The following is a 25,332-nucleotide window of genomic DNA, read 5'->3' as shown; positions in this document are numbered from 1 at the left end:
ACTGTGTCGGTAGACAAGGTACCACGGACTGCGCAGTAGTGCGCACTGAGGAAGTAATCGCGCCATCGCGCCACGGCGGATGAATGCTGAGACCGCATTGTGCACGCGCACTTCGAAAGATCCCGGCCGCCAGGGACATGCACCACTGGAGCGGATCGCCCCTACAGACAACGCGCTCTTGCCGGTGTCCTCAGCTGCGTTCGCGTCGCCCTGCGCGTTCGGCGAAGCGGTCGATGGCGCCGAGGATCTCGTCGCTGCGCCAGAACGGCCCCGCCCGGTGCTCGGCCTTCGACTTCAGGATGCCGGCTTCCGTGAGCGCCTGCAGTGCGGGGTAGACGTTCGGCTGCTTCACCCCGAGCGCGGCAGCGGCTGTGGCGGAATCGATGACCGGTCGTCGAGCGATCACATCGAGCAGTGCCCAGGCATTGCTGGATCGTCGTGCAGTCAGCCGGCCCTGCCAGCTCTCCTTGATGGCGTCGATATCGGCGACGAGTTCTCGTGAGTTCGCGACCGCACGGAGCGATGCCTCCGCGAACGCCAGAACGATGGGCGAGACGTTGCCCTCACGATAGGCGGTGAGGGCGTGGTGATACCCCTCGACGTCGGCAAGCAATCCTGCCGACACCGGCACAGCGACATTGCGGGTCACCCCGCGGTGCCGCAACAACGCCTGGGCGAACACCCGTCCGGTTCGACCGTTTCCATCGGTGAATGGGTGGATGGTCTCGAATTGCGCTTGCGCGATGGCGGTCGAGATGAGAGCGGGTACGTCGCGCCTGGCAGAGAAGTCGACGACATCGTCGACGAGCGCCGGCACTCGTTCGAAGTGCGGCGCAACGAATTCGGCACCGATAGGGCTGTTCGATTTCGTCCCGATCCACACGGCCTCCCGGCGCCATTCACCCGGGGTGTGACGCGTCTGATCACCCATGAGCACGCGGTGCATTTCGAGGATGGCAGCTGGTGACAGTGCATCCGACAGGTCGATAGCGGCCTGCATGGCGCGTGTGTTCGCGGCGATCAGCTCGGCATTGCGACTGCTCGTCGACCCGAGCTCGGCACTGAAGATGGCCCGCGCACTCGCGGTGAGGTTCTCGATCTGAGACGAGGATGCGGCCTCCGACCGCAGAAGCACCGGAGCGAACCCGGCAACCCGAGCACCCAGCTCCGCGTCGAACCGGCTCAGCTCCTGCACCGCAGCTTCGGCGGCTTCGCGTGCCTCGATGTCTGGTTCGGGAGTCAGCGCGGCGATGGCCGGCGGAATCGAGGACTTGTAGGGCTGTCGACCGCCCTCGAACTCGGCGTTCACGCTCCAGCCCGATGTGGGCAGCCACACCTGGCGCTCCCACTCAAGGCTCGGCCACTGCTTCGGGGCTGGCTCGGAGACGTGGTTACTCATAATGCTGATGAGTCTACTTTATGACTAACGCAGTTACTCATAAACTCGACCCTTCCGGTTCTGACATCCTTGACTGGACTCGATTTCGACTCAGGCCTTGATGCTCCCGAACCATGGGGCATCTGGCACGTCTCGGTAGACATCGATTTCACCAACCTCTCGGTCGGCACCATCATGAGCACCTACCTGGCGTACAACTGCAGCAACGGCAACGCGAGCAACTATCGCAACGAAACGTCGGGGAACCTCTCGCTCGCCTGTACCAACTATCTCGCCACGGCTTACGACATCTTCGACGAGAACGTGGCCTGCGGCACTTGATTCCGATGGTTCGAGGTGGCGCGCCTAGCTTTTGGGCTCGCCACCTCGTGCCAGGGCGAAGAATCGGCGAAGTCCTTCTCGCGGATCTTTGGGATCTTCGCACGCCGATCGCACTGCCCCCGCCACGTTGTATGCCGCGGTGCCTGTCGAGATCTCCAACCCTGATGTTCCGTAGGCTCGCCACTCCGCGTTCGGCAGTTCCTGAGTGATCTTGTTCCCCAAGAAGATGACGGCCGATCGCTCGAGATCGTCCGGTGACTCTCTGATTGCTCGTGCGCGACTCACGATCTCGACCAAGGCGCCGTCAGCGGACATCGACCGCGCGCGCTCTACGCCGACAAGCTCGACGAAGGCGTCGTATCCAACAGCGTGCCGACCTGTGATGGTCTCGCCGGCCGGCGCGTACGTGGCAAACCCGCGAGGGATACCTGTGGTCAGGGGTAAGGCCGGTCCGACGAAAGCATTGCTCATCTTTCCATACGAAGCACTATGAGTGGTCGTCAGGGCTGGGTGTCGTCGGGCGCCCGGCTCCGGCGTGCTTCTCTTCCGGCACCGTCTCGGGTTGCCCGCAGGGCTGCTTCGGCATCCTTGGGTGAAAAGCCATCAGCCTGTAGTCGTGCCATCAGCTTGTCCTCAGCCACGTTGGACGCCCGTGCCTTAGACGCGCTGCGGCGGCTGGATGCGACCAGCGATAGGAATCGGTAGAGAAGGAGGCCGATGACCGCCAACAGGCCCAGCCCCAGAGCCGTCAAGAGAGCGCCGCCGAATTGCTCGATCCAGCTCACGTCAAGTCATCTCCCGATGAGGCATGCACACAGGTTTGCTGTGCGCCGGCACCATATCGCACAAAACGAGTAATCCTCTGGATACGCGGAACGCCGCCTTGCTCTCGGAGGGGGATCAGGTCCTGACGATGTGCTCGATCCCTACGTAAAGCAAGGCGCCGCCGCCGACAATCCAGGCGCCGCCGATCAAACCCATAGTGCGTGGCGTCGTCCCACGGAGACGCTCCCCGATGGCGCCCTCCATGTTCCGGTACCACCGCGCCTGAAGTCGAGCGACGAGCCGGCGAAAGCAGACGATGAAGAGCCCGCCGCCGACCAACACGGCTCCCACTACGACCTGGACAACATATGCCGTCATCGACCCACCCTCGACCGTCTCGCAATCATGGGCGGTCAGGCCGCTCTGTTCAGGTTGGCGCGTTCTCGTGGAGAAGACGGCCCGAACCACGTCCACAGTGGGCGAGCCGTGACAAGGATGAGCACCGCAAACAGGCTCTGACTGATGACGCCGAACAACGAGAGTCCGCCGACCATAACGAAGACGGTCCAGTTCACTGCGATGTCGGCGACGATCACGGCGATGCCGAGCACGATGCCGGGGCGCCGTCGGAAGAGGATCAGCGCAGCGGTGACCGGGTCCAGGATCGTCAGTGACACCCAGAACATCCGGACGCCTAGAGGGAAGTCGCTGTAGGCGTTCATTCCGCCGACGATGAGATCCGCCGTGTGAGTGGTTGTTCCCACGAGGAAGCCGATCACCCACACGACTTGGAACACTCTGAGCGCTCGTGCTGATGCGGCGAAAGCGATCATGCGCTCATGCTACCGAGCCAGATGGTGCCGTCGAGTCCTCCGCCTACTCCACGAAAGCGTCGAACGTCTCCTTGAACCAGAGGTTGTTGGCGCAGACTTCGGAGCAGGCGCGGTGGCCGTAGACCATCTCGCTGCGGGGCACCCGGATGCCGCATTGCCGGCAGCGCCGGAACCGGCTACTGAACCATTCGTGCGAGCTCACAGTGGCACCGCCCCGACAAACTCGCGCAGGGCCAGGAGTCAAGGCTCCACGGGTTCCGCTTGACCGGAGGTGTAGCTGGGGTCGCCTCACCCACCACCGCTTGGCGAGTGCGAACTTGAACCAGCCACGACCCGAGACGAGTCGAGTGGGTGATCCTCGATGGCGTGCTGGGCGCGCGCGATGTTCAAGTTCGGGGGAGTGACCCTATCCACGCCGTCCACCACCGAGCCCTCCGCATCCCCGCCGCTTCAGCAGTCACGTAGCTCTCCGCGTCACCCACTACGGGTCGGCGACTGTGGACTGAGGGCTGCTCGACCGAACAGGGGCAGACCGCCGGATCGATCACATCGTTCTTGAGGTGATTGGTGCGCTCAACCGATTCGCGTGAAGAGAATTCCCGCCGTGAACGCGGTCGGCCTGAGCGCTCACTGGCGCCGTCCGCCCCATCCCGACTCCGTAATGACTGTGTCGCAGGCTGCTAGCGAGCTCGGGACTCAAAGACCTCGAGGTGGGACGAGAGCATTAAGACGTCGTGCCCGTCTCACGCCATAAGCGACGTAGTCCGGAACCAGATCTGAAACTTCCAGCCTGCATTGAGTGCGCCAACGATGGGGATCGAGGGCTGGCGAGCTCCAGTCCTCCGCAGGCTCCACGTGAGCGAGAGGGTGCGCCCATGTTGGAAGGTCATCGCGGCTTTGTATCACGTGGCCTTGTAACGCCTCGCGATGCTCATCGCTCACGTCAGACACGTTCGCTGCCAGATCCCCCTCAAGATAAGGGAAGCCAAGTGCTATGTCCTGATTGACCTGCGGAACCGTCTCGTGGAAGGGCGCGAACGATAGGCGGCCCACGAATGTGTAGCCGTGGACATACTCCACCCCGTCGATTGTCACCTGGCCACAAATGACCCGAGCATCGCCGCCCGGCCTTCGACTGTCCAGCCAAGCCCGAGCCTCTGCAATGCTTCCAATCGGTTCCTCTGGATGCAGGGGATGTGGCATACCAGGTTGGCTCATCAGCGGGAAGCCCGTCCATTCGCCAAGCTTGTCGCGGTGGACGATGTTCGGGGCAACGTCGGCAAGAAAGCGAAGCACAGCCATCATCGTGCTCATCACCTCTTTGCCCGCAAGGTTGTTCTCGTATGCAGGCCGCAATGCCTGAGTCCCTGGCCGTAATTTCGAATGAACCTGTGCGGGGATGCCTTCCCACTGCGCGTAGGTCCGAAATCCCAATGCGCCACCGACCAGGGTCACCGTGTCGCTCGGCTTGACCACGTGGAGCACATGTTGGGAGACGTTGCGAACGTATTTCATGGCGTCGATGACGTCGGTGCCCTCATGTCGTGGCTGGTCAAACAGAGCAGTGTACGAGGCGTGATCGGCGATTGCGTGGACGGACCAGTCATTGAGGACTTGACAATTTGCAATGAATGCTCTGACGAGCGAGCCAAGATCCCCGCCGATGGCCGTCTGCGCGTAGTACCGAGCGGCACCAAGTTGAAGGTCTCGCATGACCGTGCGGAATGGGCCGAGCTCACTGGGAGCAATAATAACGGCGATAAGCAACCTCCCTCTTCCGATCGTCTGGCCTGAACAATAGCGGGTGACGGGGAGCTCAAAGGAACGAAAAAGATGCAACAGCCAACTGCATTAGGTGGATTCTCATCATGAGCCTGATGGGGCCGATCCGATCCGTTTAGGCCGACGCGAACTGCAACGAAGAAGAACTCGAGAAAAAGTCATGGAGAATCGTCGGCACCTGAAACAGTAGATCTAGCGGCCTCGATGAAGTGGTGACGTGGTGCAGATTTGGGGGCATGAGGCAGTGAAATCAGGTGAACTCCCGACTGGGGGTGTGCAACCTGCAGCCCCAACAGGGACACGACGCTTCCTGATACTGCAGCCATGTCAGCTGCAGAGCCATGGAACGTGGGGACCGAACATCCCCGTGTAGGAACAATCTGAGAGGCGCTCGATGCGGCCCAGAACGTTTCGAAAGATTCCAGGAAAGCGCTGGACTCGACAACCGAGCGTGCATGCGTATCTACCGTATCGAGCGTACGCGTGTCGCTTGGTGCAAGCACACCAACCAGACCTAGCGTCCCTGTATTGCTGTCAGTCGCTACTTGGGCGACCAACGGTCGACGTGGCCCCAACTCGCAAATCTCGTTGAGGAGTCGAGTGACAGCTCTGCTGACTGATGCGTCGACGACGAGGTCGTCTTGTTCGAATGCAGTTGCAAGATCGTAAACAAGCTCGTTCCGGGTAATGACTTCGATGTCGTCCGAAACATGTCGAAGTCGCTCGGCGAGTGCCGCAACCTTCCTCTGGCCGATATCCATCTCGGTGAAGTTTTGGCGCACCAGCAAGCCGCCCGCAACCGAGCCAGGATCGACGAGGCGAATTCTGCTGACCCCAGCGCGGACGGCGAACTCAGCGATCCAAGAACCGAGCCCGCCACACCCCAATATCGTGAGTGTCTTCCCCCGTAAGAATGATGCAGCTGATCGGGTGTCCCGCCTATTTGTCACGCTAGGACGTTCGTCGGAAACGGGGCACCACTCTATGTTCACGTTTGGTACGTCATCGAAACGTCGTAAAGCACGTAACTGGTCGGCTGATGCGGCGCTCACCCGCCCGACGAGTACGTGGGGCGAGCCTCCGGCGGGGTGAGCGATAGTGAGAACGGCGTACGCGGGGCTGCCATCGGGATTGCGTTTGGCGGTGGCCACGAGAGCATCGCCGATTCCACGGGTGAGATCTGCTACGGAGGCCGGAAGGCTAGATTCAAGGTTTGGGTCGGACAGGACGAGACCAAGCTCCGCGAGCGAGCTTCCCGCTCCGAGCGGAAGGGCGTGATCCGATGTCCACATCGCCACGGACAAACTGTCTGACCCACGGGTCACGTCGATGTCGATCCGGTGTTCGGATCGAGACGTCGCGTAGAGCAACGCAGGTTTGTTGGGAAGCTCTGAGCGCACGACAAAGGTTGGAGATAGCTGGTTTGAATGAAGAACCCCACCGACTGCGTGATATAGCGCAGTGCTTGGATCAAAGCTATTTGTGCTCGCGTCTGAAAGCCAGCTCCAGAGCCTCTCGAGGAACGCGGTCACACCGCCGGCTGGATCCCATTCGCGAGAAGGGTCGAGGTAGATGCAAAGTCGACTTCCTTGTAGCACGTGCGGCACATCTAGGAACCTCCGGTGATCGACCTCCACATTGAACGGGACTACTGAACGTTCTGGCACGACGACGGTGAAGCGTTCTCTGCTCTGTAGAGAGGCACCACCCTCGCTGTAAGGCAGGTCTCCGGTGGGGAGCTCGATCTCAATAGGCAGCGATCCATCCGCCCGGATCTTTCTGCGGCAAACGATGCGAACCGATTCGGGGTGCTCACGTTGGACCCGAAGAAACTCTGAATAGCAGAGCTCCTGCCACGCGCTGGACGTCGGCGTCAACCTGCTCGGCCTGAAAGGGAAGCCACAGCCATTGCGGGAACGGCCGTCTTGCCGAACCTTCCACTATTGTCAGCGGGCACCGGGGCTTTGAACCCATCTCCGAATATCACCTTCCACTTGGCGACGCTCGACTCTTTGTCGGGATCGTTGAGTGCATCGCGCATCTCAGCAGCATGCACATTAACCCTGTCCCGGAAATAGAGATAGCTCGTTTCGGTCCACCGGTGGTCGAAGGTGAGGCCGGAGTCCGATGGATCGGCTATTGAAGGCTTCGCCGGCCGCGCTTGGAGCCACACATCGAGGTCGTCCATCAGATGGACAAGCGTGGTGGGCACGTCTGCGTAATAGCCTGGATCGAAAATCTGCTTGACCTGAGAAACCTGCTCGCCGAGCAGGGTGGTGAGGATAATTGACCTTGTCCCGGTAAACGAGTTCTTGTGATCTCGCAAGAATTTCACCAGCCGAATGACCTTCCGCAGATTGCCTTTGGTGGCTTGGTCTCGATCGTGCATCCAATCAGTGAACCCCTGTGGATTGCTGGGTTCCCAGATGTTCTCATCACGATTCACAATGTATTGACTTGAGTCGATCGTGACCGTGGGGACAATATCGACGTGGCAGGAGTTCGAGTAGACAAGCCTGACGCAACGACACTTGCGATTATGAGGCATGTCCTTATAGATCGAGTGCCTATGAATCGCAGCGTAGACCTGCTCGATGTAGTCAGAGGGGCCCCACGCGTCCACCTCTTTCATTACTAGGAGGAAGTCAGCATCGAATTCCTTCTCGCCCACAGGATTTATGATCGTCCGGTGGGCCCAGGAGCCCTGGGGGGACATTCCAACGATCACACCGTCGAGCTGGGCGTCCGTCGAGAGCGCGCTATAGATCCGATCAACTCGCTCGGACAATTGAGCAAGGCGAGTCGGACTGAGGTTTACTGTGTCGCGTAGCAACACGTCGAAATGGTTGGTGAGCTTCAAGGCCCCTCCTCGGATCGTGCCGCAGCGAGAGGGCGCTCGATTTGGCGAATTACATGGGTGTAACTATGATACCCCGCACCACCGACACTCTTCTGGGATGCCCGTAAAGGTCCGCTGCTTCAGAAGCTCCGCCAGCACGCGAACTGAAGTCCACCACCTGCCATCGGAAGGCATCGTTGCAAAACATGGAACAAGAGAATCTCAGGCCCAACCGTGCAATCGGCCCAGGCAAAACGTCTCGTAATATCCCAGAGCGGGTGGCTCGCCGGGTCTGGATTGCTTCGGGCGGCCGCTGCGTCTTCTGTAACCGATGGCTCTTAGACGACGAAACAACAGGGCAGGCGATCTTTATTGGGCAGCTCGCACACATCGTCGGCTGGGACACGGCGGACGGCTCCCCGCGCGGCAGCAGTCAACATCCGGTCGATGAGCGCAACGAAGCGGACAATTTGATGCTCATCTGCTACGACCAGCACCACGTGATTGACTCGAAAAGTCTCTGGGACGTGTACAGCGTCGACCGCCTTCAATCACTGAAACGTGCTCACGAATACCGAATTAAACAGTTGACCGCCTTGGCGCAAACGGACAGCACGACTGTGCTCCGTGTCGTCGGGACGATCCACGGTGCACCCGTGCAACTTGCTCAGTCGGCTATCGCGGAGTCGTTGATTGCGGCCGGACGATTTCCGTCGTATGCCCTATTGCGGACTGATGAGTACGAAGTTGACCTGCGGAAGATTCCCGGCGAGGAGGAAGGTACAGACCTCTACTGGTTGACCGCTGTTTCATTCATTCGAGACCGCCTCAGGCTCCTAAAGGCGTTCGTCGCCGACGGGACGGTAGTCGACCTTGCCGTGTTCCCGCTCGCTCGGATCCCAATTCTGATTTCCCTCGGCGCGATTTTGGACGATACGGTCCCGACCAAGGTGTATCCAAAGCGTAGGGATGGTGCCGAAGCGTGGGGGTGGCCGGCGACAGGGGCTGAACATGAATTCGAATGGAGGGTACTTGCGGATGGCGCCATCAATCCGGATCGAGCGACAGTCGTTTTCTCTGTGTCTGGATCGATCGAAATAGATCGCCTACCGGAGGCCACTAGGGGCACTGCGCGCATTTATGAGCTGAGGCCCGTAAATGAGACCCCGAATTTCGATTTGGTTGATTCGCCCGCGACCGTGGACGCGTTCGCTCGAACTTGGCGCTCTTTGTTGAGTGAAATCGAGACGCACGAAAAGATCACCGAGGTAAATCTCGTGCCGGCGGTGCCAATAACCATTGCGGTCGCAATCGGTCGTCAAGTGAACTCGTCGGTGCACCCGCCGATGAGAATTTATGACCGAACTGGGCATGACGCGGGCTACGCCTTCACCTTGGAGCTGCCGCGATAAGGGCCATTCGCGGAAGGCATGGCGGATGCTTCATCGACCATGATGGCCAGCGCGACCATGCTCTTGGGGTTCTGTAGTCACCTGCAACCTGTGAGGGGATGCAGCGGCACGATTGCGCGGCTCAACGGTTGGCGGACAGCGAAGGGCTTCGTGTGCAGATGAAGGTGGCCAAGTGGAGAGCCGCATCGCGAGTGGTCCCGTTGCGATTCGGGTCCTGCGAGAACTAGACGGCTTCTGAAAGTAGTGCAACCGGGTCGCTGCCGGTGAGATCCGCGATTCGTTCGACCGAGCGGAGAGTTAGGTTCCGTTCGCCCCGCTCCACCCCGCCGAGGTAAGTGCGGTGATAGCCGAGCTTGTCGGCGAAATCCTCCTGGCTCATGCCCTGGCTTTCGCGTAGACGGCGCAGGTTCCGGCCGAGGATCTTTTGCAGTTCGCCTTCCATCTGACTGAGCGTCGCGGAATGATACTTGAAGGTCTACATACTTATGAGTAGCATTCTCAGAAATGAATGGAGGCCTCTCATGAGGTTCAAGGACAGATTGCGTCGATGTCGGCACTGTGGCATCCGGGTGCCGAGCGATGAGATGCGGTACGACCAGTTGGCCTGCTCGGAGGAGTGCGCCAACGAGATCTGGATCATGCAGCAAGGGGAGGCAGTCGCTGACTGCGGCAAGTGCTTGCCTGGCGAAGAGCTGGAGTCGCATGTTCTCGCAAGTTGAGGTGCGCGGATGCGTGTCGAGTGAGCCGTTCGTTGGTGACGGGCCAGCCGGGGATTTGGTTGCGTTCCTGCTCTCCGACGACGTCCACGCGGGTCGTGCGGAGCCTACGTGCGAGATCGTCTGCGAGGGCGCGCTCGCACACCACGCCCTCGCCTGCGTGGTCGAGGGTGTGCGAGTCGTAGTGACGGGCGCGCTTCGTGCGTCTCAACCGCCGGGGCTTGAAGGCAGTGATCTTTGCGTGCTGCGCGTGGAGGCTCAGACGATCAAGTGCGTATAGCCACGGCTGACCGCTCGCGTTCGCATCCGGGGGCCCGCGAATTTTGGGTGAGTGGCTGCCGAGGTCGTCGCATCCCGAGATGCTCCGCACTGCGGAGGAGTCGGCCCACTCCAGACCGTCGATAATCAGAATGTGCGCTGGCAGGCCTGTCTCGGCCAGCGTGATCTTCGGCGTGGTAGTGGACGGTCGCCGCGTCGAGGGTCGGGTGTCTTGCCCGAGACGGGAGCACTCACTCAACACGCATCGGAGAGCGGGGGGAATTGCGGCGATGTCGGCTGCGAGGAAGCCGGACTCCCCGTTGGGGGCGAAATGTCCGCCGAGGCCGTCACCATCTGATCGCCACTAGCGATCCGACATTCTTGATTCTCACCATACTCAGTGTCGGAGGTCGCTGTCATAATCAGCTCACGCAAACGGGGAGCCGAAATGAAGCGAATATTGTCGATCGACGGGGGTGGAATCAAGGGCGTATTTCCCGCCGCTTTCTTGGCGGACCTCGAGGACGAGCTCGAGATGCCTTTGGTCGACTATTTCGATCTGATCGTCGGGACGTCTACTGGAGGCATTATCGCCCTAGGTCTCGGGATGGGACTCTCTGCTAAGGACCTCCTAGCCTTCTACCAAGAACGCGGGCCGGATATATTCCGAGGAGGAAAGGGTCTAGGGCGCATCCGCCCCCTCTTTCGTGCCAAGTATCAGTCGGAGCCGCTCGAGAGAGCGCTGACCGATGCGTTTGGCGAGCGAAAGCTGGGCGAAAGCAACACACGCATCATGATCCCCTCACTCGACCTGGAGACCGGCGCCGTACACGTCTTCAAGACGGCACACCACGAGCGCTTCGAGCGTGACTACAAGATCCCAGTCGTTGATGTCGCTCTTGCGACAGCGGCCGCTCCGACATATTTTCCAACGCATCGTCTCGCAGCTGGGATCCCTCTCGTAGACGGCGGCATGTGGGCAAACAACCCAATGGGGCCGGCGGCAGTCGAGGCTCTCGGAATACTTGAATGGGAAAAGGGAGACGTCCGCTTGCTGAGCGTCGGGTGTACAGATTCTCCAATGTCTGCCAACGCAGACCGCCGTAACTGGCTCGGATTGAACTACTGGGCTCAGCGCCTGGTCGCGGTATTCATTTCTGGCCAGTCCTCATCTTCGATAGGAACTGCGCAACTCCTACTTGGTCATGAAAACGTCTACCGAGTGTCCCCTGTAGTGGACAAAAAGCGTTTCAAGCTCGACGGGATTGAGGGAGTTCCAGCTCTTCGTGCGCTGGGAGCTTCCGTTGCTCGAACCGAACTGCCAAAGCTCCGCAGCATCTTCTTCACCGAGAAGGCTGAAGCATTCGTTCCAATTAGGTCGTTGGAGGACACGCTATGAAATTGATCAAGCACTTTGACGCCTTTCTCGTGAATAAGGTGAATCTGAGCGACTCGCGCATCACTTCGCTCGACAAACGTGTCGAAGCGGTGTCCAACTTCTTGCAGGCGGGCGACGACGACTTCGCAACGAACTTCATCGACCTGCTGCCTCAAGGTTCATACGCGCACAGAACCATCATCAATCCAGTTGGATCGAACGACGAGTTTGATGCCGACGTATTGCTGTACATCGACGAGGTAGATGAGTGGGAAGCCGAGGATTACGTCGAAGAGCTATACAAAGTCTTCCGCGCCAACCCCACCTACCGAAACATGGTCAGCCGCCACGACCGTTGCGTCAAAGTCGACTACGCCAACGAGTTCCATATCGACGTCGTGCCGTACCTCCTTCGCCATGGACAGAACTACATCACCAACCGTGTGACGGATGAATTTGAGCTGACTAATCCAGAGGGATACAACGCATGGCTCGACGAAAAGAATCGTCTCGCGAGCGGCCGATTGATCAAAGTCGTCCGACTGATCAAGTACCTGCGGGACCACAAGAACACCTTCTCGGTGAAGTCTGTGATTCTGAGCATCCTGCTCGGCGGTCAGGTCAAAGATTCCGCAGTGTGGGGGGACAACAGCGACTACCCAGACGTGCCGACCGCCCTTCGGAGCATCGCGGCTGATCTTGACGATTACTTGCAAGCCAACCCGACGATGCCAAGTATCGATGACCCTAGCGAGCCTTCGGAGAACTTCAACCACCGCTGGGACCAGGATCAATACGCCAATTTTCGTGACAAGCTGCACATGTACCGCGGGTGGATAGACGATGCCTACGAAGAGGAAAACCTCGAGACGAGCAAGACCAAATGGCGGAAGCTGTTTGGTGACAAGTTCGGAACGTACGACCTCACAGTAAAGAAGGCTACGGAAGCTCATCGGGGAGTGGCCGGCGTTCAGGATACCGAGGAGACGATCGAATCAAAGTGGGGGATCCCAGTTCGGTTGAATCCTGCATACAAAGTAAAGCTAGGTGCGCGTACGACGAGGAAAAATGGCTTTCGTCACTATGAGCTCAGCAGCCAAGGCAACGTGGTTGCTCCCAATCGGACGATCAACTTCCGTCTAGCGCGTCACAACGTCCAGGGTCCATTTGACTTGTACTGGAAGGTGCGAAATACGGGGAAGGAAGCAATCGACAACGACTGCATTCGCGGCCAAGTAGAGAAGGACTCTGGAAGCCAGAGCAGGCAGGAGCCTACGAAATACAAGGGGCGCCACTATGTCGAGTGCTATGTCGTAGTGAATGGCATCTGTGTAGCCATTGACCGTCACTACGTGAATATCAAGTAGATGTCTTCGGCATTCCAGTCGCTAGTAGCTGATTGAAGGGCGGGCTGGGTGACTGAAGTCTTTGGTCTCGTCAAGCTAGTTGGTGCTGATCCGACCGACTCAAGCTACTGGGTACCGCCTTGTACCAGCGTTTACACCTACGTGGCGAACGACAATCTCGTGAACCCCGCCGAGGGCGACTGGCTTCTAATCGGGCAGAGCCAATCGACTTGAGTGCTTCGCTGGCCGTTGCACGATCCGACACTTCCAGATCACGACCGACGAGCTTCTCGATTTGCTCGTCCTAAGTGAGATGTGGTTTCTCGTACGGGATGCCCACGGATAGACCCCCGACGATAGAAGCGTGGGGCTTAAAGAGAACCAGCCCGGGACTTGAGTTTCCTCAAGCCGGGCGGGCTGGTCATGACCCGGTCACGATATCAAGAAGCGCCGACATTGCGCTATGCGTCGACGTCGACGTTCGCTCGTCGCGTCACAAGGTTGAGTGCCATGTGCACCTCCTTGCGCGCGAGCACAACCGCCTTCAGCGCGCGGCTAGGGAATCAGCTCCGGAGCTGAGGCCGGCGCGAGCAAAGGAAAGGTTCGGCGCGACATCGGCAGCAGTTGCCTGGCTGGATCTAGCCCGTCGATGTGTTGCCCGGCGGATTCGTGACCGTCCAACTCTGGTTGGTCAGGGGCCCTCGAACCGCTCGGGCGGAGCGAATCTGAAGCGCCAGTCGTGAAGGTATTCGCTGGCTGCAGTCGGGTCAGCACGGGCCTTTTCGACAGACTCCTTCCAGTCATTCCAGCGTGCCGGATCGGAGAGCAAGTAGGCATGGAAGAGCACCAATCCCTCGTCCGGTTCGTTCTCGAGGCTCATGTAGTCATCGACCATGAAGAACGCTGCGCGAAAGCCCTCTTCGAGCGACAACGATTCATCGGCCGCGTCTGCGGTCACGGGTTCGTCGTCGCGACTCTGGGGAGGGTCGGCGTGTGCCGGGCCGATCAGGCTCAGATCAAAGGGTCGCTTGCTGTTCCACGGTTGGCCTTCGGGAATGATCTGAACCTGGATTTGGAGGATCTGCTGGACTATGTGCTCGAGATCCTGCCCCGCCTTGTGGCGGAGAGGGATCAGAAATTCAGGGTCGAAGGCGAACGTAATTTGGTCGGGCCTTTGCATCCCCGTGATGCGCAGTTCTCCGTCGAAGCCCGCCGTTCGGAAGAAGGCCTGAACGGCGGTCACCTGGTCGATTGTGAACATGGATCACACGCTAACAGCGGGCTCGCCCGGCGGATGCGGACTGTAGTTCAGATTCGTACCCGCCTGGGTTCGCTTCAGTGTGGGCGAGGTCACAGGAACCGGCCAGTTCGCATCCAATGCGAAGAGTTCATCTTCTGGTGCTGGCGAGCAATACTCGACCTGACGCTACTCAGATGCCATCATTCGACTATTGGGGATGACCGGATTGATGTCGAGCTTTCGGATCGAGAACGCGTTTTCCTAGTACGCGGCCTTAGGGAGTGGGGAGGCCCCGCGCATAGCGGTGAACCGATGGCGGTGGCTCTGGGATTCGGGAGTTCGGACGCGCTGCTTCGTGAGGGCGGCCAGCTCGCCAAGTTGATCGTCGCGGGTGCGCCTCTGAGTCGCGCGGACTGGACGCGTGCTTTGTTGGCGACGGAGATCGTGTTCGTGAGCAACATCGTCGGTTCTGGAATCGACTGGAGCATCACGACCGGGTTCACGGATGATGAGACGATTGAAGCTCTTCGGCGCATTCAGCGGAAGCTGGGCGGGGTCGTGGTCAGGCCTCCGGTGACTGGTGTACTGCCCCGTTCTGAAACGGATGAGTTCGCGTAGCGGCGAATTCGGCGATCACGCGCAAAGGTTGCATGAAGCCCAGCTCCTCCGTCACCAACCGGCGCCACGGCTCGTGCGTCTGATCGTCGATGTTCGGTCGTTGTGCGGGGTAGGGCAGCCCGGGGAGCACATTCGGTAGGGTCGTCCCGTGATTCCCACCCCGTCGGCCGGAGCCGGGTCGCATCCGGAGCGTCGCGCTCAGGTGGGGGTGATCCTGGCGGGTTCGGTGCCCAATCTCGTGCAGTGGTTCAACCTCTACCTCTACGCCACCTTCGCTCCGTACTTCCGGACCGAGTTCTTCGATCCCGACTCGCCCGATTCGCTGATCTACGTCTACGGGCTCTTCGCCCTGACGTTCGTGGTTCGCCCCCTCGGCTCCTGGCTCTTCGGCCGACTCGCCGACACGCGAGGCAGGCAACGGGCACTCGTTGCGGCGGTCACGATGATGTCGGCCGGATCCGTCGCTCTCGCGCTTGCCCCGACCGAGCATGCGGTGGGGGCTTGGGCGGCCGTGATCCTCGTGGTCGTGAGCCTGCTCCAGGGCATCGCCACCGGGGGTGAGTACGCGGCCGCCACGGTGTTGTTGTCGGAGTCGGGCAGGCGGGGGCATCGCGGATTCTTCGCCTCGTTCCAGGCCACCACGATCGTCGGGGGGCTCGTGCTCGCTCGGGCCTGGCCGCTGTGCTCGCGCGACGTGCAGATGGGCCGTATCATTAGGGTGTCCATCGCGTTGAGCGGTGGAAAGTGAACTCGAGACCCGTCCGGAATGGTCGTGGCGCTCGAGTTTTGCGTTTAAGCGCCAGTCACACATCCACCACGCGGGCGACGATCTCACGGCATCTGCGCTGCCAGTCGCCTCCGCGTGCCCATGCCCAGGCGATGGCATCGGGGATCGCTAGGAGCGGCTCGGATGAGGCGGCCTCATGGCGGTATGCAAGGTCTCGGGCTCCCGCGGCGCGGGTCGCTTCGATGAGCCACTGGCGGTCCCGGCTGACGAGCGTTTCGTCTCGCTCAAGGCACAGGAACCCGCGCTGAGTTTCTGCGCAATCTTCCATAAGGGCACGCAGACAGCGCTCACGTCGCGCCAGGTCTGTTTGGTGGTTGGACCCGGCACGGAAGATCGTGACCGCCGGATGCAGGGTCACGATGCCGTGGAGGATCTGGCGCTTGCGGGAGTCGCTCTCTTTCTTCATGTGAAGGCGTGGCTGTCCCCTCAGTGTGAGGTCGCGAATTAGCTTGCGCGCCACGTGGAGGTCAGCGGGGCGAATAGCGGCAGCGACGAGAAGGTAATCCCGTGCTCTCGTCTCGTCGACGAAGACGTGGTCTCCCCTCATACGATTTCGACCTGGTCGATGGGCGAGCCGGCGTCGCGGTCGAGATCGGCCCCGCCCCAGATATCAATCGGCTGCCGACAGACGACTGCGCCGCAAGGGTGCTCCGGTCGAAGAATCAAATGAAAGTGATGATATCTCAGGAGAAGTTACGATAGGGACCATGCGCGACCACGAAAAGATCAACGGTGTACCCGGCACCGAGGAACAAATCGACGCGCGGGCGGCTGAGGCCGAGGCGGGGTACGACCTGCAGGCGCTGTCGAGCGAGATTGCTGCTAAGGAGAGGTGGATTCTGTGACCATGTGGCTTCGAACGAAGGCGGGGACGGCTGTCGGAGTCGGTGCGCTGGCGGCGGTCGGCCTCATGGCAGGGTGCGCTTCGCAGGGTGGTTCCTCCGGTGGAACCATCGGCTGGTCTACCTCCGAAACTGCTGCCGCCTCAGCGCCCTCCCTGAACGCGGACGATTCCACTCGGGTGGCGAGCTGGCAGCTGTTGTCCTCGAGTCCTGATGCGATGACGCTCACGATCGGCGTGGCAGTGGGCGGCGGCTGCGAGCGGCTCGATCGGGTAGACGTTGTCGAGTCGGAGTCGAGCGTCACCATTACGCCGATCCTTCTGACCGGTCTCGCTGAGGCGTGCGCGGATTCTCTGACGACCGAGGATCGAGCTGTATCGCTTCAGAGTCCGCTGGGGGAACGCACGCTCGAGCATGGTGACTCGGCGGAATAGATCGAGGCGTGTAGGGGGCCCCGCGCTGACTCGCGGGTGAATTGAATTGACGCCCGTCGATGCAGAGACAGTTTCGGTCGAGTGAGGTCTGATCAGTAGGGGATGACGAGGGCGCTGGAGGCCGAACGGAACCCCGAGGCCATGGCGGTGATCGTCACGGTCGGCGAACCCGTCGAATCGGGGGGAAACCTCTTGAACTCGAACGTCAAGCTGGTCGCGGCAGCGCCGCCGTAGACACCGGCGCGGTGGGTGTAGACGAAGGAGGTGCCGGGGTCGACCTTTATCCAAGCATCCGTCGAGTTGTTCGCGATGCGGTACTCCGTACCTTTCGGAACGACCAGCCGCAGGTCTCCATCGGGGATGTCGATCCGGCTGGTGTTGCGGATCGTGACCGTCCAGAAGGTGACGGCATCTCCACGGGTCGGACCCACCGCTTCGATGGCGAGTTCGGGCAAGTCCGAGCCGGACGCGGCGGCGGAGGGGGCCATTACCGCGAGGGCGATCGTCGGTACTGACCACGCGCCCACGATCGTGATGGTGCGGCGGGAGATCTCCCGTGGCTGATCTGCGTCGGTCACGGGTGGGTCCTCACGTTCTCGTTCGAGCATCGGCTGTTCGTCGGTTTCGGGGGCCCGGTTGGCGACAGCGAGCCGGACCTGTCGACCGCGTTTCGGGTCACGTGTTCACGGTAGGGCAGGACAGCGCGACAACCGCCGTGCGCGGGCACCCTCTTCCGGACATGACCGCAAGCGGGCCGGTGGGGGAGGATGGCGGGGTGAGCAGCTACGTGCGTCCGGCGGTCGAGGCGGCGGTGTTCCTTGATGGCGACGGGCGGGTCTTCGAGTACGGGAATCGGTGGGAGGGGTCGCCGCCGGAGGACACGTACTCGGTGGACACGCATCCGGAGCGGTTCGCGCCGTTCCATACCGTGGCGGATGCTCTTATCGCCTACCTCCGCGACTCCTACGATGTCAGCGTCGAGGAGGGCGACGACGTGGTGGCGGATCTCATCCGTGTGCCGTCCCACGACGTGGTGCGCGCGGTGCGGCTGCGACCCCGCGACCCGGCCTGCGCATCCCTGACCGTGGTGATGACCGCGTACCCCGGCATCTACCTGCACGCCGGAGTGCTGCACGACTTCCACTTCCCGGTGTGCGGCTGTGACGCCTGCGACTCGACGTGGCAGACCGAGGCAGACCGGCTTGAACAGCAGGTGTTCGCCGTCGTGACCGGGCACTACCGCGAGACGCTCAAGCGACGCGAGGGCGACCCCTGGGCCGGGTACGCCTTCTCGTATTCCAACGGCGCGTCCTCAGGCGAGTCTCGTGAGGAGGGCATGTCGCCCGAGCGTTACGCCGCGGCGGAGTCGGCGCTGCGCTCTGCCACCGCGGATTGGGCTGCGTGGCCGCGGCGAGCATCCGTCTGATCGGGGTGCCGCTTCACGGGTGAATGGAAACACCGGCGTAGCCACCGGCGCGAAGACAGGTCCGCGGTCATCCGTTCGCCCGGCTGGGAGGCCCAGCGACCGCGGCGCTCGGGGTGACGGAGCCGCCGGCCGAGCCTGTGCCGGCGCTGCTGCGCCGCATGGCGCGCGCGGCCAGTGCCGTACAGAGCGCGCACGCGGCGGCGGTCGCGCCCAACAGGATCCACATTGGCGCGAACGCGGTCAGGGCCGCGAGGGTCGCCGGGAGGAGGAATCCCAGATACGTCAGCGAGTAGTACGCCGCCGTGATGCCCGCGAGATCGTCGGGCGTCGCCAGGGCTTGGACGGTGGCGAGGCCGGAGACCATCGCGAGCCCGTAGCCGGCTCCGAAGACGGGCGCGGCGACGAGCACGATCCACACCTGCTGCGAGGTGGCGGCGGGGATCAGCAGGAGCGCGCCCACGGCGATGAGCGATCCCCCCACCAACCCCATGCGCCCGCGCAGGTACTTCGCGAGGTGGCCCGAGAAGAACTGCGTCACCCAGCCAGTGCCGAGCGTGATGACCGTCACGACGGTGGCGAAGCCGACGGTGAAACCGGGGAGGCGGTCGCTCACCAGGCTCGGGCCGACGGTGAACGACAGAGCCGGCGCCGCGAACACCCAGGGTGCGAGCGGGACGATGACCCGGAAGAACGTCGATCGGGCCGATCGCGGCACCCGGAGGTTGCCGAGCAGCCTCGTCGCGCCGGGGTCGAATCGTCGGGTCTCGGATGCCCACAGCAGCACGATCAAGGCGACCACGCAGGCGCCGATCTGCACGAGGTAGGGCAGCACGGCCGGCCACGGAGCCCACTGAGCGAGAGCCCCGCCGATTCCGGCACCGCCCCCGAAGCCGATCGTGAGCATGCCCGCCGCCCGCCGGGCCCCGGCCGCAGACCGGCCCTCCGCGATCGAGAGCTCCTTGATCCAGGAGGTGCCCACCACCATCCCGGCGGCCACGCTGAGACCACAGATGAACCGTCCGACGCAGAGCCCGGTGAAGCTCGAGCTGGAGGTCGCCAGAACGATGCTGCCGAGGATGCCCAGCACGAGGCCCACCATCAGCACCGGTCGCCGCCCGAAGCGGTCCGACCATCCGCCCGACAGCGCGAATCCGGGAACGATCCCAAACACATAGGCTCCGAGCAGGATGTTCACCTGCACCTGCGAGAAGCCCTCCACCAGCCGGTAGTACTGCATCAGCGGCAGGAACTGGTTACCACCCCAGCCCAAGACGATGAGGGAGGGGGCGACGAACAGCCAGGATCGGGTGCGGGCGACGTCGTTCACTCAGTCGACTCGGGTTGGTAGACCTTGCGGAACGCGTCCTTGCGCGCGATCTTGCCACCGCGGAACTCGTAGATGTCGCAGCCCCGCGTCTCGAGAACCTTTCCATCCGGGCCGGGTCCGGTGAAAGACCACGTGCCGGCACCACGCGTCCCCGCGATGATCGGCCCCTCGTCCTCGTGCCGCTCCTGTCCGACGTCGTGGGCGAGCATGATCGCGAAGCCCTCCCGCACCTGCTCCTTGCCCGACCAGGTGCGGCCGGGCTCGGGACCGACGGAGGCGCTGTACACGCAGTCGTCGGTGACGTGATTCATCAGCGCCTCGAGGTCGTGGCGGGCCCAGGCGTTGCTGAACGCCGCCAGCACCTCGGGGGTCATCTCAGACGTGCTGTCTTCGGTGGAGAAGGAATCGGTCATAGGTGAACTATGGCATCGGCTCGGCACGATGTCTCGAAAGAATTCGCGGTGCGTGGATCGCCTGCCGGGGGAGGGGATGCCCTCTTGCGGACATGGCCTGAAGAGGGTCTGGTCGCTCGGGGTGGTGTCCCAGAGAGTGGGAGGATGCCCGAAGGATTCCGCGAGCCGATGGCATCGCTCGCCGCTCTGTTCTCGACGCCCACGCCAACCTCCACGCCCACGGATGCCCGCCCCGGTGGCTTCTCGCGACGCACCGTGATCGGGGCTGCCTGGGCGGCGCCGGTGATCGTCGCCAGCGTCGCCGCGCCCCTTGCCGCGGCCAGCGGCGGCGGGCAGCCCGACGCGTCGTTCTCCTGGTCGGAGGCGGAGGGAATTCAGGGCCAGTCGTCGCTGCTCACCCTCACGCTCCCGGTCGGGTCACCGGGCATCGGCAGCGCGGCGACCATCGTCGTGACGATGCTGGACGACGGGCCGATCCCGCCGACGATCGGTGCCGGGCGATGGACCTACGTCCCCGACTTCGGCGCGGCCACGGGGGTGCTCACCTCGCCGGCCGGGGGAGTGAACGGCGGCAGCACCTACTTCACCGTCGATCAATGGGGTGAGCGGTCAGGTCCCTACACGGCCGTGGCGACCTACTCGAACGACGAGGAGCCCGGCTCGCTCACTGCGACCATCAGAGTCGGCTTCGGCCCAGAGCCGACGCTCGAATGGATCCCCGACCCCGCCGCGTTCGGCACCACGACGATCCTCCGGCTCACGGTGCCGCGAAACTCCTACGCCGTCGGTCGGCGGGGGATCATCGCCGACCTCAGCCAGTTCCCGCCGCCGTTCCAGACCCCGCCGTTCCCGGCGGGCACGACGGTGGTGATGGCGGCGGGCTGGTCCGACGTCACCGATCCGCAGACCGGCATGACGGGCTTCGAGATCGACTCGGTCGCGGAGGGTGTCTACGACTTCGAGTACACGCTCGGAGCCGGCACCACCGCCGTCTCACCGGGTGTGATCCTGAGCGTCGGGGCCGCGATTCCGGTTCAGGCCGACCTGAGCATCGTTCCCGCCTAGCCGTCACCCGCTCGTCCGGTTAACGGGAGCGGATGCTCCCGTATACCGGGAGCGCTCCGGACTACTCCGCGCGGGAGAGGGCGGTACGGGCATCCCGCGCCGCACCCATGAGCTCGTGCACGCGCGCCAGGTCGACGGCGTTCTCGAACACGCCATCCTTCTTGAAGTATGTGCCGATGATCGCGCCGTCGGCGACTGCGAGCTGGTCGCCGATGTTGTGAGCCCGAACGCCCGTGTTCACGAAGACGGGAACGGTGCCGGCCGCCGCCTTGACCGTGGCCAGCGCCTGGGTGTCGGTGGGAGCACCCGCCGTCAGGCCTGAGACGCAGATCGCGTCGGGGAGGGTGGCGAACACCGTCGTCTCGGTGATCGAGGTGAGGTCGCGGTCGGCGAGGTACTTGGCCGACTCGGGAACGATGTTGAAGAACAGCTTCACACCGGCGCCACCGATGCGCGCGCGGTGGCGGGCGACCTCGCCCACGTTGGTGTTCCACAGACCGAAGTCGCTCGCGTAGACGCCTGTGAAGATTTCACGCACGTACTGGGCACCCGTGGCGACCGCGAGATCGATGGAGGCGCGCCCGTCCCAGAGCACGTTGACGCCGTAGGGGACGGTGATGTCGTCCAGCAGCTCGCCGATGATGCGGGCCATGCTGATCGCCGTGATGGGCTCGGTCTTCGTGAGGTAGGGCAGGCTGAACTCGTTCGAGATCAGGATGCCGTCGACCCCGCCCTCCTGCAGGTCGGCGAGCTCCCCCTTCGCGCGCTCGACGACGGCGCGGATGCCCGCGGCGCTGTCGAATCCGGGGTCGCCGGGCAGGGCCGACAGGTGCAGCATCGCGATGACGGGTTTCGCCGCGGGGAAGACAGATCCGAGCCAGTCGCTCATGGCAGAGCCTTTCGTTCAAACATGCGTGCGTCGCACTGGACGCGACGAGATACATGTCATATATTCACATACATTGGATCGAAATGATGCGAATTTACATGTTTGAAACACTCTTCGTGTGAATCAGTAACAAACATTGGTTTTGATGAAGCTATGGCAGCTAAGACCCGCAGGGCATTGATCGAACAGCGCGTGCTGGCCGAGGGCGAGATCGACTTCGCCACGCTCGCCGGCGAGTTCCAGGTCTCCGAGATGACCATCCGGCGCGACATCGAGGCGCTCGAGGCATCCGGCGTGGTGCGCCGCGTGGTGGGCGGCGCCATCCTCTCCAACGGCAAGGCGGCCGAGCCCTCGTTCGAGACCCGCGCGGCCGAGGCCGCCGAGGGCAAGATGCACATCGCCGAGGCCGCCGTGGAGCTTCTGCACCCGCGGGAGACCGTCATCCTCGACAGCGGCAGTTCGGTGCTCGCCGTCGCCAAGGCCATCAAGGGTCGCGGGCTCGGCCTCACGGTCGTCACCCCCAGCATCCTCGTGGCCCTGGAGCTCGCCGATGAACCCGACACCGTCGTGCTGCTGGCCGGCGGCCGGGTGCGGCCGGGTGAGCTGAGCCTGATCGGTTCGGAGACCGAGGAGATCTTCACCCGCTACAACTGCGACACCTACGTGATGGGGATCGCCGGTGTCGACCCGGCACGCGGTGTCTCCGAGTACCACCGGGAGGAGGGCAGCGTGAAGCGCGCAGCCGTCAAAGCGGCCGACCGCGTGATCGTGGTGGCCGACGAGACGAAGCTCGGCCGCGTTCAGCTCGTCAGCGTGGCACCCCTCAGCGCCGTGACGGCCATCGTCACCGACGGCCCGTCCGACCACGCCGCACTGGTGGGGGCGCGCTCCCTCGGTGTCGAAGTGGTGTGCGTGCCCGGGCCCGCCGCCTGGGCCTCGGATCGGGGCGAGAGCGCATGACCCGCCACACCATCGGGATCGACATCGGCACCACCGGCACCAAGACGATCCTGCTCGACGTGCAGGGCGGCATCGTCGCCCAGGCCTCGCGCGAAGCCACCCTGTTCAGTCCCCACGCCGGGCACGCCGAGGCCGACCCGCTGCAGTGGCTCGAGAACGTCGTCGACTCGATCCGCGAGATCCTGGCGGTCTCCGGTGTACCCGCCGACACCATCGGCGCCGTCGCCACCTCGGGCATGGTGCCCGCCGTCATCCTGGTCGACGCCGACCGCCGGCCGATCGGCCGAGCCCTCCTGCAGAACGACGCCCGGGCGAACGACCAGATCGAGACGCTGGCGGAGCAGCTCGCCGACCTCGACCTGGTGACGCTCACCGGAGCCGCTCTCACCCAGCAGTCGGTGGCGCCCACCATCGCCTGGTTCCACCAGCACCGGCCGGCCGATCTCGCCTCGGCGCGCTACATCGTCGGGTCGTACGACTGGGTGCTGATGGCGCTGGGCGCCGATCCCCACGTCGAGCAGAACTGGGCCCTCGAGTCGGGCCTTTTCACGATCGGCGGCGAGCGGGTCGAGCGGGTGCTGGATGCGGCGGGCCTGGATGCGACGCTCCTCCCGCCCGTGCTCGCGCCCGGGACCCGCGCCGGCTCGCTCAGCCCCGAACTCGCCGAGCGCACCGGGCTGACCCCCGGAACCGCCCTCGTCGTGGGCGGCGCCGACCACGTGCTGTCGGCGTTCGCCGCGGGAGTGGAGAAGCCGGGCGACTGGCTCGTGAAGCTCGGCGGCGCCGGTGACATCCTGGTGGCCAGCGATACGCCGGTGGTCGACGAACGCCTCTACCTGGATGCCCACCCGGTGCCCGGCCGGTGGCTGCCCAACGGATGCATGGCCACGAGCGGCAGCCTCATCCGCTGGTACCAAGGGCTGATCGGCGGTGAGCCGCTCGCCGACCTCGACCGCGCGGCGACGGACAGCCGGCCTGCGGAGGTGCTCTGCCTGCCCTACTTCTTGGGGGAGAAGAGCCCGATCCACGACCCCGACCTCCGTGGCACCTTCGCCGGGCTCCACCTCGGGCACACCAAGGCCGATCTGTACCGCTCGGTGCTCGAGGCCATCGCCTTCGGGTTCCGGCACCACGTCGAGGTGTTCCGCGACATGGGGATCGACCTCGGCCGGGTCTCCATCACCAACGGCGGCAGCAAGTCGACCCTGTGGAAGCAGATCCACGCCGAGGTGCTCGGCACCGAGATGTTCCCCGTGGTCGACCACCCGGGAGCCTCTCTGGGCGCGGCCCTGATCGCCGCGGTGGGGATCGGCGCCCTCGACGACTGGAGCGAGACCTCCCGCTTCATCACCCTGGGGGCGCCCGTCGTCCCCGACCCGCAGAAGGTCGCGGTGTACGACCGCGCCTACCAGGAATGGCGGGAGCTCGGCGCGGCCGTCGCTCCCATCTCGCACTCGATCGCAAGGAGAACCCGAGCATGAAGACCGTCGTCGTCACCGGAGCAGGATCCGGAATCGGCCGCACCATCGCGGCCACCCTCGCCGCCCGGGGCTGGCAGGTCGTGGTCACCGACATCAACGGCGAGGCGGCCGCCACTGCGGCGGCCGGGCTCGACTCCAGCGCCGGTCAGGCCCACGAGTCGGCCGTGCTGAACGTCAGCGATCCCGCCGCCGCCGCGCAGGTGGCCGACGACGTGGCCGACCGCCTCGGCCTGGACGCGTGGGTCAGCAACGCCGGCATCTCGTTCATGCAGCGCTTTCTCGAGCTGCCGATCGAGAAGTACGACAAGACCCTCGAGATCAACCTCAAGGGCGTGTTCGTGTGCGGCCAGGCCGCCGCGCGCGCCATGGTGCGCACCGGGCGCCGCGGCGCCATCGTCAACACCGCATCCATGGCCGGCAAGCAGGGCAAGGTGCCCTTCCTGGCCGACTACGTCGCCTCGAAGTTCGGCGTGGTGGGCCTCACCCAGGCGATGGCGTTCGAGCTCGCCGAGCACGGCATCCGGGTGAACAGCATCTGCCCCGGTTACGTGGCGACTCCGATGCAGCAACGCGAGCTCGCCTGGGAGGCGAGCCTGCGCGGCACCGAACCCGAGGCCGTCAAGCAGCTCTGGATCGACGACACCCCGCTGGGCCGGCTCGAGGAGCCGGAGGACGTCGCGCGCGTCGTGGCCTTCCTGCTCGGCGAGGACTCCGCCTTCATGACCGGAGAGGCGCTCGCCATCAACGGCGGCGCCTTCATGGACTGACCCCCACCCGCACCCCCGCTCACACATCAGCAAA

Annotated in this window: 28 protein-coding genes; 13 read left to right on the top strand and 15 right to left on the bottom strand. The window is 63.2% G+C overall.

The features are described 5' to 3' along the window. Positions 1–190 precede the first annotated feature (190 nt). The gene (locus ACN4JJ_RS10645; protein ID WP_440709886.1) at positions 191–1,399 is read right to left on the bottom strand and encodes a Fic family protein; all 1,209 of its coding nucleotides are present in this window, start codon (positions 1,397–1,399) and stop codon (positions 191–193) included. A 69-nt stretch (positions 1,400–1,468) separates the two neighbouring features. On the opposite strand from ACN4JJ_RS10645, the gene ACN4JJ_RS10640 reads away from it, so the two are divergent. Further along, a complete protein-coding gene (locus tag ACN4JJ_RS10640) occupies positions 1,469–1,720 on the top strand; it encodes a hypothetical protein (RefSeq protein WP_440709885.1) in 252 nt (83 codons plus the stop codon). A 24-nt stretch (positions 1,721–1,744) separates the two neighbouring features. Here the strand turns inward: ACN4JJ_RS10640 and ACN4JJ_RS10635 are convergent, their stop codons facing one another. The 7 genes from ACN4JJ_RS10635 to ACN4JJ_RS10605 form a co-directional block, all read right to left on the bottom strand. Further along, positions 1,745–2,191, bottom strand: a complete 447-nt coding sequence (locus ACN4JJ_RS10635; RefSeq protein WP_440709884.1) for a hypothetical protein — start codon at positions 2,189–2,191, stop codon at positions 1,745–1,747. Positions 2,192–2,220: 29 nt separating this feature from the next. After that, positions 2,221–2,505: a hypothetical protein gene (locus tag ACN4JJ_RS10630; RefSeq protein WP_440709883.1), complete on the bottom strand. Its 285-nt coding sequence runs from the start codon at positions 2,503–2,505 to the stop codon at positions 2,221–2,223. A gap of 115 nt (positions 2,506–2,620) precedes the next feature. Beyond that, positions 2,621–2,863, bottom strand: a complete 243-nt coding sequence (locus ACN4JJ_RS10625) for a hypothetical protein (protein ID WP_440709882.1) — start codon at positions 2,861–2,863, stop codon at positions 2,621–2,623. A gap of 35 nt (positions 2,864–2,898) precedes the next feature. After that, positions 2,899–3,318: a hypothetical protein gene (locus ACN4JJ_RS10620; RefSeq protein ID WP_440709881.1), complete on the bottom strand. Its 420-nt coding sequence runs from the start codon at positions 3,316–3,318 to the stop codon at positions 2,899–2,901. 696 nt (positions 3,319–4,014) lie between these two features. Further along, positions 4,015–5,085 carry a hypothetical protein gene (locus ACN4JJ_RS10615; RefSeq protein WP_440709880.1) on the bottom strand — a complete coding sequence of 357 codons (1,071 nt, stop codon included), beginning with the start codon at positions 5,083–5,085 and terminating at the stop codon, positions 4,015–4,017. Positions 5,086–5,258: 173 nt separating this feature from the next. Next, positions 5,259–6,977 carry a ThiF family adenylyltransferase gene (locus ACN4JJ_RS10610; protein ID WP_440709879.1) on the bottom strand — a complete coding sequence of 573 codons (1,719 nt, stop codon included), beginning with the start codon at positions 6,975–6,977 and terminating at the stop codon, positions 5,259–5,261. After that, positions 6,974–7,960 carry an SMODS domain-containing nucleotidyltransferase gene (locus ACN4JJ_RS10605; protein WP_440709878.1) on the bottom strand — a complete coding sequence of 329 codons (987 nt, stop codon included), beginning with the start codon at positions 7,958–7,960 and terminating at the stop codon, positions 6,974–6,976. The genes ACN4JJ_RS10610 and ACN4JJ_RS10605 overlap by 4 nt, the downstream gene beginning before the upstream one ends. A gap of 185 nt (positions 7,961–8,145) precedes the next feature. Here ACN4JJ_RS10605 and ACN4JJ_RS10600 point away from each other — a divergent pair, with 185 nt between their 5' ends. Beyond that, positions 8,146–9,351 carry an SAVED domain-containing protein gene (locus ACN4JJ_RS10600; protein WP_440709877.1) on the top strand — a complete coding sequence of 402 codons (1,206 nt, stop codon included), beginning with the start codon at positions 8,146–8,148 and terminating at the stop codon, positions 9,349–9,351. A gap of 223 nt (positions 9,352–9,574) precedes the next feature. Here ACN4JJ_RS10600 and ACN4JJ_RS10595 read toward each other — a convergent pair whose 3' ends face one another. Beyond that, entirely contained in the window at positions 9,575–9,793 is a 219-nt protein-coding gene (locus ACN4JJ_RS10595; protein ID WP_440709876.1) for a helix-turn-helix domain-containing protein, read from the bottom strand. A gap of 980 nt (positions 9,794–10,773) precedes the next feature. Here ACN4JJ_RS10595 and ACN4JJ_RS10590 point away from each other — a divergent pair. Beyond that, positions 10,774–11,724, top strand: a complete 951-nt coding sequence (locus tag ACN4JJ_RS10590; protein WP_440709875.1) for a CBASS cGAMP-activated phospholipase — start codon at positions 10,774–10,776, stop codon at positions 11,722–11,724. Continuing rightward, a complete protein-coding gene (locus ACN4JJ_RS10585; RefSeq protein WP_440709874.1) occupies positions 11,721–13,070 on the top strand; it encodes an SMODS domain-containing nucleotidyltransferase in 1,350 nt (449 codons plus the stop codon). The genes ACN4JJ_RS10590 and ACN4JJ_RS10585 overlap by 4 nt, the downstream gene beginning before the upstream one ends. A 670-nt stretch (positions 13,071–13,740) precedes the next feature. On the opposite strand, the gene ACN4JJ_RS10580 is transcribed toward ACN4JJ_RS10585, so the two are convergent. Continuing rightward, entirely contained in the window at positions 13,741–14,310 is a 570-nt protein-coding gene (locus ACN4JJ_RS10580; RefSeq protein ID WP_440709873.1) for a hypothetical protein, read from the bottom strand. Between the two features lie 291 nt (positions 14,311–14,601). On the opposite strand from ACN4JJ_RS10580, the gene ACN4JJ_RS10575 reads away from it, so the two are divergent. Both ACN4JJ_RS10575 and ACN4JJ_RS10570 read left to right on the top strand, forming a co-directional pair. Beyond that, on the top strand, positions 14,602–14,907 hold the full coding sequence (locus ACN4JJ_RS10575; RefSeq protein WP_440709872.1) for a hypothetical protein: 306 nt from the start codon (positions 14,602–14,604) through the stop codon (positions 14,905–14,907). A 148-nt stretch (positions 14,908–15,055) separates the two neighbouring features. Further along, entirely contained in the window at positions 15,056–15,655 is a 600-nt protein-coding gene (locus tag ACN4JJ_RS10570) for an MFS transporter (RefSeq protein WP_440709871.1), read from the top strand. 55 nt (positions 15,656–15,710) lie between these two features. Here ACN4JJ_RS10570 and ACN4JJ_RS10565 read toward each other — a convergent pair whose 3' ends face one another. Next, entirely contained in the window at positions 15,711–16,100 is a 390-nt protein-coding gene (locus tag ACN4JJ_RS10565; protein ID WP_440709870.1) for a hypothetical protein, read from the bottom strand. Between the two features lie 301 nt (positions 16,101–16,401). Here ACN4JJ_RS10565 and ACN4JJ_RS10560 point away from each other — a divergent pair, with 301 nt between their 5' ends. Both ACN4JJ_RS10560 and ACN4JJ_RS10555 read left to right on the top strand, forming a co-directional pair. Then, complete coding sequence (locus ACN4JJ_RS10560) at positions 16,402–16,539, top strand: hypothetical protein (protein ID WP_440709869.1); 138 nt, start codon at positions 16,402–16,404, stop codon at positions 16,537–16,539. Positions 16,540–16,754: 215 nt separating this feature from the next. Beyond that, positions 16,755–16,970 (top strand): hypothetical protein, encoded by a 216-nt coding sequence (locus tag ACN4JJ_RS10555; RefSeq protein WP_440709868.1) that lies wholly within the window; start codon positions 16,755–16,757, stop codon positions 16,968–16,970. Between the two features lie 92 nt (positions 16,971–17,062). Here ACN4JJ_RS10555 and ACN4JJ_RS10550 read toward each other — a convergent pair whose 3' ends face one another. Continuing rightward, positions 17,063–17,548 carry a hypothetical protein gene (locus ACN4JJ_RS10550; RefSeq protein WP_440709867.1) on the bottom strand — a complete coding sequence of 162 codons (486 nt, stop codon included), beginning with the start codon at positions 17,546–17,548 and terminating at the stop codon, positions 17,063–17,065. A 197-nt stretch (positions 17,549–17,745) separates the two neighbouring features. Here ACN4JJ_RS10550 and ACN4JJ_RS10545 point away from each other — a divergent pair, with 197 nt between their 5' ends. Then, positions 17,746–18,396: a DUF6226 family protein gene (locus ACN4JJ_RS10545; protein WP_440709866.1), complete on the top strand. Its 651-nt coding sequence runs from the start codon at positions 17,746–17,748 to the stop codon at positions 18,394–18,396. Positions 18,397–18,463: 67 nt separating this feature from the next. Here ACN4JJ_RS10545 and ACN4JJ_RS10540 read toward each other — a convergent pair whose 3' ends face one another. Both ACN4JJ_RS10540 and ACN4JJ_RS10535 read right to left on the bottom strand, forming a co-directional pair. Further along, entirely contained in the window at positions 18,464–19,723 is a 1,260-nt protein-coding gene (locus ACN4JJ_RS10540) for an MFS transporter (protein ID WP_440709865.1), read from the bottom strand. Continuing rightward, entirely contained in the window at positions 19,720–20,136 is a 417-nt protein-coding gene (locus ACN4JJ_RS10535) for a nuclear transport factor 2 family protein (protein ID WP_440709864.1), read from the bottom strand. The genes ACN4JJ_RS10540 and ACN4JJ_RS10535 overlap by 4 nt, the downstream gene beginning before the upstream one ends. Positions 20,137–20,280: 144 nt before the next feature. Here ACN4JJ_RS10535 and ACN4JJ_RS10530 point away from each other — a divergent pair, with 144 nt between their 5' ends. After that, on the top strand, positions 20,281–21,201 hold the full coding sequence (locus ACN4JJ_RS10530; protein WP_440709863.1) for a hypothetical protein: 921 nt from the start codon (positions 20,281–20,283) through the stop codon (positions 21,199–21,201). Positions 21,202–21,262: 61 nt separating this feature from the next. Here ACN4JJ_RS10530 and ACN4JJ_RS10525 read toward each other — a convergent pair whose 3' ends face one another. Next, positions 21,263–22,090 carry a BtpA/SgcQ family protein gene (locus tag ACN4JJ_RS10525; protein WP_440709862.1) on the bottom strand — a complete coding sequence of 276 codons (828 nt, stop codon included), beginning with the start codon at positions 22,088–22,090 and terminating at the stop codon, positions 21,263–21,265. Positions 22,091–22,243: 153 nt separating this feature from the next. Between ACN4JJ_RS10525 and ACN4JJ_RS10520 the strand changes: the two genes are divergently transcribed. From ACN4JJ_RS10520 to ACN4JJ_RS10510, 3 genes are read left to right on the top strand one after another with little or no spacing between them, the layout of a single operon-like run. Next, positions 22,244–23,050 (top strand): DeoR/GlpR family DNA-binding transcription regulator, encoded by an 807-nt coding sequence (locus tag ACN4JJ_RS10520; RefSeq protein ID WP_440709861.1) that lies wholly within the window; start codon positions 22,244–22,246, stop codon positions 23,048–23,050. Then, entirely contained in the window at positions 23,047–24,531 is a 1,485-nt protein-coding gene (locus ACN4JJ_RS10515) for an FGGY-family carbohydrate kinase (protein WP_440709860.1), read from the top strand. Before ACN4JJ_RS10520 ends, ACN4JJ_RS10515 begins: the two co-directional genes overlap by 4 nt. Further along, positions 24,528–25,298 carry an SDR family NAD(P)-dependent oxidoreductase gene (locus tag ACN4JJ_RS10510; protein WP_440709859.1) on the top strand — a complete coding sequence of 257 codons (771 nt, stop codon included), beginning with the start codon at positions 24,528–24,530 and terminating at the stop codon, positions 25,296–25,298. Before ACN4JJ_RS10515 ends, ACN4JJ_RS10510 begins: the two co-directional genes overlap by 4 nt. The last annotated feature ends 34 nt before the right edge of the window (positions 25,299–25,332 follow it).

The sequence above is a fragment of the Herbiconiux dendrobii genome (genome assembly GCF_052048175.1).
Taxonomy (GTDB): domain Bacteria; phylum Actinomycetota; class Actinomycetes; order Actinomycetales; family Microbacteriaceae; genus Herbiconiux.
Note: the sequence above shows the minus strand (reverse complement) of the source record. Positions and strands in the feature narration are given on the sequence as shown.